Raw genomic sequence first — 12192 nt, 5'->3', positions numbered from 1 at the left:
ACCCATTCCCCTTCAGTTCATAAGGCTGCGCCTCAGCGTCTGCAGGGCGTGCTCCTGTTCCGTCGTTCTCTCACCGCCGACAGCGGCCACGTCTTCGGCAATGCCGATCAGTTGCTGGCGCTCCTGCATGTCGAGCGCCTTCATCCAAAGGTCCCGGAACCGGCGGATCGGATCTTCGGGGCTGGTCACATTCTTGGAAGCCCAGTCGCCGAAAACCAGAACCTCTTCCATGTCCCCCGGCCGGATGATCCCGTTCATGCGGCTGCGGATGACATTCTTCGCCGCATCGACATACATCGGCTTCTCCTTGGCAAGGCAGAAGAAGAAGGCTACCGCCGCAATCGCCGGATCGGCGATCGAAGCCAGCGGCGCCGCCTCCGCCTGCTTGCGGCGCTTTCCGCGCTTATAAGCGCCCCGCATCCGCTCGACGGAATCGATGATCTCGTTTCCCGCCTCACGCACCATTTTGAACCGCCAATACCAGATGACTGCGCCGCTGACGGCGGCGACCAGAATACCGAGAAAAGCCATGCTGAAACCCCACGATAAAACCCCCTCGTTTTAGAGCTTGTTCTGTTGTCGGGTTCAAGCCTTTAAGTTGCACTGGTCACCGCCCCAGATAATTCTCGATCACCTTCGGATCCGAACTGACGAAATCAATCGAGCCTTCCGCCAGCACCGAGCCTTCTGCAAGGCAGGTCACCTTGACGCCGAGGTCGCGGATGAAGCCCATGTCATGCTCGACGACGACGACCGACCGGGTCTTGGCGATATCCTTGAGCAGGATCGCCGTTTCCGCCGTTTCCGCATCCGTCATGCCGGCCACCGGCTCGTCGACGAGCAGCAGCTTCGGCTCCTGTGCGAGCAGCATGCCGATCTCCAGCCACTGCTTCTGTCCGTGCGAGAGATTGGCCGCCAGTTCGTTGCGCCGCTGCGTCAGCCGCACCGTTTCCAGGATCTCCTCGATGCGCGCCCTGTCCTCCCCGGAAAGCCGGTAGAACAGCGTCGAAAAGACCGAGCGGCGGCGATTGAGCGCCAGTTCAAGATTGTCCCAGACCGTATGGCTTTCGAACACCGTCGGCTTCTGGAATTTGCGGCCGATGCCGAGCTGAGCGATATCCGCCTCATCCTTCTTGGTGAGGTCGACGGTGCCGTTGAAAAACACTTCGCCTTCGTCAGGCCTGGTCTTGCCGGTGATGATATCCATCATCGTCGTCTTGCCGGCGCCGTTCGGGCCGATGATGGCGCGAAGCTCGCCGGGCTCGATGACGATCGAGAGCGAGTTCAGCGCCTTGAAGCCGTCGAAGGAAACGGAGACGCCGCTGAGATAGAGCACGCTGTTGGGTTTCACGTCGGGAATCATGGTGCTCACTCCGCTGCCTGGATTTTCGGCTCGATGTCGTCTTCCTGCGCCGACGGCGACGCAGGCTCGGAGACGATCTTGCGGTTGGCGAAATGGTGCGAGATCGTGCCGACGACGCCCTTCGGCAGGAACAGCGTCACGGCGACGAAGAGGCCGCCGAGCGCAAACAGCCAGAACTCCGGAAAGAGGCCGGTAAAGATCGTCTTGCCGCCATTCACGAGGATCGCGCCGATGATCGGCCCGATCAGCGTCCCCCGCCCCCCGACCGCCGTCCAGATGACGACTTCGATGGAATTGGCCGGCGCGAACTCGCCGGGATTGATGATGCCGACCTGCGGCACGTAGAGCGCGCCGGCAATACCCGCCATCATCGCCGAGACGACGAAGGTGAAGAGCTTGAAATGCTCGACGCGGTAGCCGAGGAAGCGCGTGCGGCTTTCGGCATCGCGCACGCCTACGAGCACCTTGCCGAATTTCGAGCGCACGATTGCCGAGGCGATCGTCAGCGACAGCGCCAGGAAGATCGCGGTCGCGGCAAAGAGGCTGGCGCGCGTGCCGTCGGCCTGGATGTTGAAGCCGAGGATATCTTTGAAGTCGGTCATTCCGTTATTGCCGCCGAACCCCATGTCGTTGCGGAAGAAGGCAAGCAGCAGCGCGTAGGTCATCGCCTGGGTGATGATCGAGAGATAGACGCCGTTGACGCGCGAGCGGAAGGCGAACCAACCGAAGACGAAGGCGAGCAGCCCGGGTACGGCGAGCACCATCAGCGCCGCGAACCAGAACTGGTCGAAGCCATACCAAAACCAGGGCAGCTCCTTCCAGTTCAGGAACACCATGAAGTCAGGCAGGATGGGATCGCCGTAGACGCCGCGCGAGCCGATCTGACGCATCAGATACATGCCCATCGCGTAGCCGCCGAGCGCGAAGAAGGCGCCATGGCCGAGCGAAAGGATGCCGCAAAAGCCCCAGACGAGATCGAGCGCCAGCGCCAGCAGCGCATAGGTAAGATACTTGCCGAATAGTGCCATGATGTAGGTCGGCACGTGCAGCGGATGGCTGGGGCCGGTCGCAAGGTTCAGCACCGGCACAAGAACGGCGATCGCCAGCAGCAGGGCGACGGCGAAGGAGATCCTGCGATCGAGAGACCGGAGAAGGAAGGCCGTTATCATGCTTCCACCGCCCTTCCTTTGAGTGCGAAGAGCCCGCGCGGACGCTTCTGGATGAAGAGAATGATGAGGACGAGCACCAGGATCTTGCCGAGGACGGCGCCGGCGAAGGGCTCGAGGAACTTGTTGACGACGCCGAGCGATAGCGCGCCGACGAGCGTGCCCCAGAGATTGCCGACGCCGCCGAAGACGACGACCATGAAGCTGTCGATGATGTAGTTCTGGCCGAGGTTCGGCGAGACATTGTCGATCTGCGAGAGCGCCACGCCGGCCATTCCGGCGATGCCGGAGCCGAGCGCGAAGGTGAAGGCATCGACCCAGCCGGTGCGGATGCCCATCGACGAGGCCATGCGCCGGTTCTGCGTCACCGCCCGCATCTGCAGACCGAAAGCAGAACGCTTGAGCAGCATCAAGAGCGTCAGGAATACCACCAGCGAGAAAACGATGATCCAGAGCCGGTTCCAGGTGATGACGAGACCGCCGAAATCGAAGGCGCCGGACATCCAGCTTGGATTGCGGACCTCGCGATTGGTCGGGCCGAAATAGCTGCGGATTGCCTGCTGCAGGATCAGCGAAACGCCCCAGGTGGCAAGCAGGGTTTCCAGCGGCCGGCCGTAGAGATAGCGGATTACCGATCGTTCGATAACGAGGCCGACGAAGCCGGTGAAGATGAAGGCGGCCGGCACCGCGAAAACAAGCGAATAATCGGCAAGCGATGGGAAGGCCGAAGCGATCGTTTCCTGCACGACGTAGGTCGTGTAGGCGCCGATCATCACCATCTCGCCATGTGCCATGTTGATGACGCCCATGACGCCGAAGGTGATGGCAAGGCCGATCGCGGCCAGCAGCAGGACAGAGCCGAGCGACAGGCCGTACCAGACGTTCTGGACGACATCCCAGAGCGCCAGGTCGCGGTTGATCGAAGTGATCTCCGCCTGGATTACGGGCTTCAGATCGTCAGGCGCACTCGCCATCGCGGTCGTCAGGATCGTCAACGCATTGCGGCCGCCGCGGGCGGCGACCGTATCGATCGCGGCCTCCTTCTCCTCGATGCCGGCATCGCTCTTCAGAACCATCACCGCCCGCGCCGCTTCCATCGTGTTTTTGATCTCGCCATCCTTCTCGGCCGAAAGAGCCGAATTCAGGAGGTCGAGATTGGCGGGATCGGCATCCCTGAGCATGCCCTCGGCAGCTGCTAGCCGCGCGGCGCGATCCGGGCTCAGCAGCGTCAGCTGGCTCATCATCGTCGTGATCGTGGTGCGCAGCGCATTGTTGATCTTGACCTTCGACATCATGTCAGGATCGACATCGGCGACCGCCTCGCCGGTGATCGGATCGGAATAGGTTGGTTCGTCTTCTGTGCCGCCCTGAACGAGAACGGGACCACCCTCCGAATTGACGTAAAGCTTGCCGTCGCTCAGTTGCTGCAGAATCTGGCTGACATGCGTATCCCCGGAAGCGGCAAGCGTCCGGATGGCCGCGTCGCGCTCGGGAAAGCCGCCGATGCCGAGCGCATCGACGAGAGCGCGCACGTCGCCTTCGGCACGCAGACCGGTCACCGAAAGCGTCAGGCCCGAAAGCATCAGGCAAAATAATAGAAGAAGAATGTTGATGGCGCGAAACATCGGCTCTCTCGCCTTGAGGGTCGTCGGCCTTGCGGCGCAGCGGTAAGGACGGAGCTTCCGCCCGGATCAGCTCCGGACGGAAGTCTTCAGGCTGTCAACGGATGGGATCTCCTCAGGAGCCCTTGCCACCGCACTTGCCGGTGGCAACGTTGAAGTTGCCGCAGGCGAGAGGCTTGCGCCAATCGGAGATCAGGTCCTTGGAGTCGGGCAGGAAGTCGGACCACTCGTCACCGACGACGGCCGGCGTCTGCTGGACGATTTCGAACTGGCCGTCGGCCTGGATTTCACCGATCAGCACCGGCTTGGTGATGTGGTGGTTCGGCATGACGGTGGCATAACCGCCGGAAAGGTTCGGAACGGTGACGCCGATGATGTTGTCGAGAACGGCATCCGTATCGGTGGTGCCGGCGGCCTGGACGGCCTTCACCCAGGCGTTGAAGCCGATATAAGCGGCTTCCATCGGGTCGTTGGTCACGCGCTTGTCGTTCTTGGTGAAGGCATGCCATTCCTTGATGAACTTCTTGTTAGCCGGGCTTTCCACGGACTCGAAGTAGTTCCAGGCGGCGAGATGGCCGACCAGCGGCTTGGTGTCGAGACCGGCAAGCTCTTCTTCGCCGACCGAGAAGGCGACGACCGGGATGTCGGTCGCCTTGATGCCCTGGTTGCCGAGCTCCTTGTAGAAGGGAACGTTGGCGTCACCGTTGATGGTGGAGACGACGGCGGTCTTCTTGCCGGCCGAGCCGAATTCCTTGATCTTGGCGACCTCGGTCTGCCAGTCGGAGAAGCCGAACGGCGTGTAGTTGACGAGAATGTCCTCCTTCGGAATGCCCTTGGATTCGAGGTAGGCCGCGAGGATCTTGTTGGTCGTGCGAGGATAGACGTAGTCGGTGCCTTCGAGCACGAAGCGCTTCACGCCTTCGGTGTTCATCAGGTAGTCGACGGCCGGGATCGCCTGCTGGTTCGGAGCTGCACCCGTATAGAAGATGTTGCGCGAGGATTCCTCGCCTTCATACTGCACGGGATAGAAGAGCAGCGAGTTCAGCTCTTCGAAAACCGGCAGGACCGATTTGCGCGAGGACGACGTCCAGCAGCCGAAGACGGCGGCGACCTTGTCCTTTTCGATCAGCTCGCGTGCCTTTTCGGCGAACAGCGGCCAGTCGGAAGCCGGATCGACGACGACGGCTTCGAGCTTCTTGCCGAGAAGGCCGCCCTTCTTGTTCTGCTCGTCGATGAGCATCAGCATGGCGTCTTTCAGCGTTGTTTCGGAAATCGCCATCGTGCCCGAAAGCGAATGCAGCACGCCGACCTTGATCGTGTCTTCGGCCGCCACCGCGCCGTGGAAGGCGGCCGAAGCCGCCATGACGGCGCCAAGTGCGGCGCCGGTAAAGATAGATTTGAGATTCATAATGTTTGATCCCCTTTTTGTTCCGCAACAGGCCGGAAACGGAAATTAACTGTTGCCGAGGGGACTATCGGGTGCTGCAGGGCAAAAACACATACGCAAAATGACGTAGGTGCAGGGGTCGAATAGGCGGGCCAAATAACGAGGGCATCCCGCAACAGAGGATGCCCTTCCGTTCGGCGGAAATTCAGTCGATCGTCAGGGTGACCGAGGTCGGGCCGTAGGAAAGCGTCGCCCTGTGGCCGGAGATGGTGAACTTGCCGAAAGTGCCGCTCACGGCAGCAGCCTTCAGGATCTCGATCTTCGTTCCGGACGCCGGGGCAAAACCATCGGCAAGCGTCACGTCGAGATCGCCGGCGAGCGTTGCCTTGCCGGCGACCACCAGCGTGCCTGCGCCGTCAACATTAAGCGTCAGCTTCGCGCTGGCGCCGGCGAGCTGCTGATACTCGCCGCCCACGGTGAGCGGCTTGTCCGCCGCCACGATAAGCGAACCACCATTGACCATCAGCCCGCCGGCACCAAGGGCCGAGGAAGAGCCGGCCACCAGCACGCCCTCTTCCAGCACTGTGCCGCCGGCATAGCTGTTGGCGCCTGATAGCCCTAGAGTGCCGCGGCCGCGCTTCACCAGTCTGCCCTTGCCACCGATGTCGTTGCGCCAGCTATCGATCGCATTGAAACCTCCCTTGGCCGCATCCATCGTCACGGTCACATCCTGGTCGAAAGCGCCATAGCCGTCGGCGGCCGCAAACAGGTTGAGGCGGCCGTAACCTTCCGCGTCGTCTAGGAGCGGATAGCCCGAGGCGATTTCAGTCGTCCTCAGCACCTCGCGGCGCTGTTCGCCATCGAGATAGGGCAGACGCGTTTCGAGAAGCGCTTCGGCGCCCTGCGGCACGCGGGCCGGCTGGTCGGTCGCATGGATCGTCGGCAGGCCATAGCTCAGGCGCTGCAGCACGTAAGTGCGGTTCGCGTCATGATCGGCGAAACGATCTGCGGCAAGCGGCGCTGCATGAGCGGCGACTTCGAGCGCACCCGCATCCGCAACACCCGACTTGGCGATCAGCCATGACTGCGCCTGGGCGTAAGCATCGCTCTTCAGCGCAGCATTGTCGGTCTTATTGAGATTATAGACGACCGTGGCGGTGCCGAGCATGCGGCCGCCCATGACGTCGAGGGGGGAATGCATGCCGGCAAGGATGCGGTCTTCGCCTAGTTCGCTGGCGCGCGTGATCATTTCCTGAAAGCGCTGCGGCACCAGATAAGCCATGGCAAGCCCATCCCGCCAGGCTTCCGCCGTGTGCCCGCTCGGGAAACCGCCGTCCTCGACCGGCTTGCTGCTCTTGGCGGGCTCGAGCGTCGGGACGACCGAGACGTCCTGGCTCCAGCGATAGGGACGCGCATATTTGAAATAACGTTTGGCGGGCTCGGTCGAGCCGTCACCGCTTGCGGCGTTGATGAAGTCGATGGCGAGGCCCATGTCGGGATTGGCATCGGTCTTATTTTCCGTTTCCGGCTTGCTGCCGGCGCCGCGATTGTTGCCCTTGTCGTCATATTTGACAGTCGCCGCGTCGGCAGCCACTTCGGTGATCGTGGTCGTCTGCTTGGAGCCTGCTTTCCAGGCCTCAGTGAGCGGGCCGAGGCCATCGACGATGCTGGCATTCTTGCCACGACGATCGTCGAGATAGGCGGCAACCGCCTGCTCAGCCGTCCGCGCCTTCGTGACCTTCACGGCATAAGCGATGTTCGCATCATGGACGAGCTTGTTGACGATATGGCCGTCGGTCTTGCTGAAGGGAATGCCGTCCCAGTCCGTCTTGGCGACTGCCGGGCAATTGTCCTTGGCGGGCGCCTCTACGCCGGCATCGACGAAAGGCGTGCGCGGTGTCCAGACCTCGAGGAGGCCGGAGAGAAGGTGGACGGCGGCATTGGTGTCTACTGTCGAATAGCAGGCGTCACCGCGCTTATTGGTCTTCCCGGTCTCGATATAAGGCGCCTTCACTGCCGCGGCCTGCTCGGCGACGGCGAACGACGGCACGATCGAAATGAGGCAGACCAGAGCGGTGCTCAGGCGGCAAAGTTTTGAAACAGACATGGGTATACCCGAAATGATTGAACGAATGGCGGGAGGGTTAGAGCGCTTATGTGACAGAGCCGTTTCAAAAATATTACTGTTCTGCGAATCCGCCAGTCCTCCGCCTCTTGCCTTTCTCGTCCATCCCGCCAAAACTGCCGCGAAGAAGATGAGCCCAACGAGAGTGCCGGAAAGAGGGCATGACAGCGCGCCAACGCATCATTCCGGTGAGACGCGAATATAATCGCTGGGTCGCCAATCAGACGCTTGAAGACTATGCGTTGCGCTTCACCGCAAAGAGCGCCCGGCATTTTTCTTCCGAGCGCATCTCACAGACGGCGATCGGCGCGATCTCCTTCCTGGCGCTGGAGGCGATCGGCGCCACGATCACCCTCTCCTACGGCACCACCAACGCCTTCTATGCCATCATCGTCGCCTCGATCGCCATGTTGGCGATCGGATGGCCGATCAGTCGATACGCCATCCGCCACGGCGTCGACATCGATCTTCTGACGCGCGGCGCCGGCTTCGGTTATATCGGCTCGACCATCACCTCGCTGATCTATGCGAGCTTCACCTTCATGCTGTTTGCGATCGAGGCCTCGATCATGTCCGGGGCACTGGAACTCACCCTCGGCATTCCACTCTGGATCGGCTACATCATCAGCGCCGTCATGGTGATCCCGCTGGTGACGCACGGCGTGCGGCTGATCAGCAAGTTCCAGCTGATGACCCAGCCCTTCTGGATCGTGCTGAACATCCTGCCCTTTATCTTCATTGCATTCATGGACTGGGAAAAATTCGACCTCTGGCGCGCCTTCGCAGGTATCCATCATGCCTCAGGCCCTCCCGGCACTGTAGCAGGCTTCGATCTGGTCGAGTTCGGCGCCGCCTCCGCCGTCATCCTGGCGCTGATGTCGCAGATCGGCGAACAGGCCGATTTCCTGCGCTTCCTGCCGCCGGTCCCGCAGCGCAAATGGCGCCATCGCCTCGCTGTCTTCCTCGCCGGTCCCGGCTGGGTCATCATTGGCGCACCGAAGCTGCTTGCCGGCTCCTTTCTCGTCGTGCTGACATTCACCTCGGGCGTGCCCCTCGATCGCGCCGCCGACCCGGCGCAGATGTATCTGACCGCCTTCGGCTACATGGTTCCCTGGCAGAATGCCGCCCTGCTGCTGATGGCCGCTTTCGTCGTCGTCTCGCAGCTCAAGATCAACGTGATGAATGCCTATGCCGGCTCGCTTGCCTGGTCGAACTTTTTCTCGCGGCTGACCCACAGCCATCCCGGCCGCGTCATCTGGCTTGTTTTCAACGTCGCGATCGCTCTGCTTCTGATGGAGCTCGGCATCTACCGGCTGCTGGAAGAGACGCTCGGTATCTTCTCGATCGTCGCCATGGCCTGGCTCTGCACGATCTCGGCCGACCTCTTCATCAACAAGCCGCTGGGGCTTGCCCCTCCCGGCATCGAGTTCAAGCGCGCCCATCTCTACGACATCAACCCCGTCGGCCTCGGCGCCATGACGCTCTCGGCGACGGTGTCGCTGATCGCCCACTTCGGCGCACTCGGCGAGACAGCCGCTTCGCTCGCCCCCTATATCACTCTCGTCATCGCGCTTATCGCCACGCCGGCGCTCGCCTGGGCGACGAAGGGGAAATTCTACCTCGCACGCAAGCCGCGACAGAGCTGGAAGAACCTGACGAACATCACCTGCTCCGTCTGCGAGCATCCCTTCGAGCCGGAGGATATGGCCTGGTGCCCTGCCTATGCCGCGCCGATCTGCTCGCTCTGCTGCTCGCTCGACAGCCGCTGCCACGACATGTGCAAGCCGGCCGCCCGGTTCAACGCCCAGGTCGCCACCGTCGCCAGGACGCTGCTGCCGGAAAGCATTGTCGGTAAACTTGCGACGCGCCTTGGCCGCTACGGCATCGCCGTCGCTCTGGCGCTGACCGCCATCGGCGCAATCCTGGCGATGATCGCCCATCAGGTCGCCTCGGCCTCTCCCGAGACGGCAGAGGTGGTCAATCGCACCATCCTCATCGTCTTCTTCGTGTTTTCGGTGATTTCAGGCGTGGTCTGCTGGTTCTACGTGCTCGCCCATGACAGCCGCGTCGTCGCCGAGGAAGAATCCTCGCGCCAGAACACGCTGCTGCTCAAGGAAATCGCCGCCCACAAGAAGACCGATACTGCCCTGCAGAACGCCAAGGAGACTGCCGAGGCGGCCAACCGCGCCAAGAGCCGCTATGTCGTCGGCCTCAGCCATGAACTGCGCACGCCGCTGAATGCCGTGCTCGGCTATGCCCAGATCCTGGAGCGCGACGAGACGATCCCGGCGCCGCGCCAACCCTCGATCAAAGTCATCCGCCGCAGCGCCGAACATCTCTCCGGGCTGATCGACGGTCTGCTTGACATTTCCAAGATCGAGGCAGGCCGCCTGCAGGTCTATTCCAACGAGATCAACATCCAGGACTTCCTCGACCAGATCGTCGAGCTGTTCCGCCCGCAGGCGCAGGCAAAGGGGCTTGCCTTCCTGCATGATCGCTCGCCGGCCTTGCCGCAATTCGTCCGCACCGACGAGAAGCGCCTGCGCCAGATCCTCGTCAACCTGCTCTCCAACGCCATCAAATTCACCGACGAGGGCAACGTGACCTTCGATGTCGGCTATCGCAGCCAGGTCGCGACCTTCACCGTGACCGACACCGGCCGCGGCATCGCCGAAAAGGACCTCACGCGCATCTACGAGCCTTTCCAGCGCGGCGAGGCGGACAGCGTGCGGCCGATGCCGGGCCTCGGTCTCGGCCTCACCATCACCCGGCTTCTGACCAATACGCTCGGCGGCGAGATAACGGTTTCGAGCGTCAAGGACGAAGGGTCGGTATTCCGCGTGCGGCTGATGCTGTCCGCGGTCATGCGCGCCGCCGCCCCGCCACAGGAAAAGCGCATCGTCGGTTACGACGGTCCGCGCCGCACGATCGTCGTCGTCGACGACAATGAGGATCATCGCGAGATGATGCGCGAAATCCTGGCCCCGCTCGATTTCATCGTGCTGACGGCGGCAGGAGGCGCCGAGTGCCTGACGCTGATCGACGGCATCATGCCCGATCTTTTCCTCGTCGATATTCTGATGCCCGGGATGAGCGGCTGGCAGCTCGTCTCGCGCCTGCGCGAAGTCGGCCAGACGGCACCGGTCATGATGCTTTCCGCCAATATCGGCGATTCGACGGTTCTGAGCGACAGCGATGACAGCCACAACGATGCGATCGGCAAGCCTGTCGACATCCGCCAGCTACGCGACAAGCTCGCTTTGCATCTCGGCCTGAACTGGACCTATGCCGATGACGCACCTGCCGCGCCTGCAAAAACCGACGCGCCGATGATGAGCCCGGGTGCGGCCCATGTGCAAGAATTGCTGCGGCTCGGCGAGATCGGTTACATCAGGGGCATTGATGCCAAGCTTTCCGACCTTGCCAAGGTGGAGACAAATCGGCCATTCACGGAGGCGCTTCGACCCTATGTGGCCGCCTTCGATCTGGCCGGCTTCATGACCTTCCTGCACGACTTAGACGAAAAGGTGGAATCCATTGGCTGAGCCGGCCCTCCCTCGCGACATCGTTCTGCTCGTCGACGACTCGCCCGAAGCGCTCGGCTTCCTGACAGATGCGCTCGAACAGTCCGGCTTCTCCGTGCTGATCGCCACCTCGGGCAACGCAGCACTTGGCATCGTCGAGCGGATCACGCCCGATCTCATCCTGCTCGACGCCGTCATGCCTGTGATGGACGGCTTCGAGACCTGCCGCAGGCTGAAGGCGAATTCCGCCGTCGCCCAGGTGCCGGTCATCTTCATGACCGGCCTGACGGAAACCGAGCATGTCGTGCATGCGCTGGAATCCGGCGGCGTCGACTACCTCAGTAAGCCAATCAACATCGACGAATTGCGGGCCCGCATCCGCGTTCACTTGCGCAATGCCCGCTCGACCCAGAGCGCCCGTATTGCACTCGACGCCGCCGGCCGCCATTTGCTGGCGGTTAAGGGCGATGGCGCCATCCATTGGTCAACGCCGCAGGCGACGCGGCTGGTCAATGCCGCCTTGGGAAGCGACGACGGCATGGAGATCGTCGTCCGCCAAATCGCCGGCTGGATGCGCGACCGCATGGCAGCAGTGCGCGACGGCACTATCTCGGTCACCCATGCCGGCCAGGCGGCGCTGCAACTCGCCTTCCTCGGCGCGATCGGCCCGGACGAATACCTCTTCCGCCTCACCGCCGCCAGCCAACGCAGCGATGACGAAGTGCTGCGCCAGCGTTTTTCGCTCACCCAGCGCGAATCCGAGGTGCTGCTCTGGATCGCCAAAGGCAAGGCCAATCGGGACATCGGCGAAATATTGGGACTGTCGGCGCGGACAGTGAACAAACACCTCGAACAGATCTATGTGAAGCTCGGCGTCGAAAACCGGGCGTCAGCCGCCGTGAAGGCGACGCATGTGCTGCATGAGATGTGAGGGAGCGGAAGGCCTTTCGTGCTCGCGTCTCCGCCGCACCGCCGACATGCGGCAGCAGAATCAACTTCTCTATC

The 12192-nt window shown here is 62.2% G+C and carries 7 protein-coding genes and 1 pseudogene; 2 read left to right on the top strand and 6 right to left on the bottom strand.

The window, feature by feature from the left end; translation table 11 throughout:
• Positions 1-12: 12 nt before the first annotated feature.
• The 6 genes and pseudogenes from GA0061105_RS22420 to GA0061105_RS22395 all read right to left on the bottom strand — a co-directional run bounded on the left by GA0061105_RS22420 (position 13) and on the right by GA0061105_RS22395 (position 7645).
• The gene (locus GA0061105_RS22420; protein WP_092752926.1) at positions 13-531 is read right to left on the bottom strand and encodes a hypothetical protein; all 519 of its coding nucleotides are present in this window, start codon (positions 529-531) and stop codon (positions 13-15) included.
• A 76-nt stretch (positions 532-607) separates the two neighbouring features.
• On the bottom strand, positions 608-1363 hold the full coding sequence (urtD, locus tag GA0061105_RS22415; protein WP_092753007.1) for an urea ABC transporter ATP-binding protein UrtD: 756 nt from the start codon (positions 1361-1363) through the stop codon (positions 608-610).
• Positions 1364-1463: 100 nt separating this feature from the next.
• Positions 1464-2532: pseudogene (gene urtC, locus GA0061105_RS22410) on the bottom strand (urea ABC transporter permease subunit UrtC); the annotation flags it as partial.
• Entirely contained in the window at positions 2529-4154 is a 1626-nt protein-coding gene (gene urtB, locus GA0061105_RS22405) for an urea ABC transporter permease subunit UrtB (protein ID WP_092752922.1), read from the bottom strand. The pseudogene urtC and the gene urtB, both read right to left, overlap by 4 nt.
• A gap of 112 nt (positions 4155-4266) precedes the next feature.
• Positions 4267-5559 (bottom strand): urea ABC transporter substrate-binding protein, encoded by a 1293-nt coding sequence (urtA, locus tag GA0061105_RS22400; protein WP_064695497.1) that lies wholly within the window; start codon positions 5557-5559, stop codon positions 4267-4269.
• 184 nt (positions 5560-5743) lie between these two features.
• Positions 5744-7645: an acid phosphatase gene (locus GA0061105_RS22395; RefSeq protein ID WP_092752920.1), complete on the bottom strand. Its 1902-nt coding sequence runs from the start codon at positions 7643-7645 to the stop codon at positions 5744-5746.
• A gap of 179 nt (positions 7646-7824) precedes the next feature.
• On the opposite strand from GA0061105_RS22395, the gene GA0061105_RS22390 reads away from it, so the two are divergent.
• Positions 7825-11208, top strand: coding sequence for a hybrid sensor histidine kinase/response regulator (locus GA0061105_RS22390; protein ID WP_092752918.1), 3384 nt, complete (start codon positions 7825-7827; stop codon positions 11206-11208).
• Positions 11201-12118 (top strand): response regulator transcription factor, encoded by a 918-nt coding sequence (locus tag GA0061105_RS22385; RefSeq protein ID WP_092752916.1) that lies wholly within the window; start codon positions 11201-11203, stop codon positions 12116-12118. The genes GA0061105_RS22390 and GA0061105_RS22385 overlap by 8 nt, the downstream gene beginning before the upstream one ends.
• Positions 12119-12192 lie beyond the last annotated feature (74 nt).

The sequence above is a fragment of the Rhizobium aethiopicum genome (assembly GCF_900094625.1).
Lineage (GTDB): Bacteria > Pseudomonadota > Alphaproteobacteria > Rhizobiales > Rhizobiaceae > Rhizobium > Rhizobium aethiopicum.
Note: the sequence above shows the minus strand (reverse complement) of the source record. Positions and strands in the feature narration are given on the sequence as shown.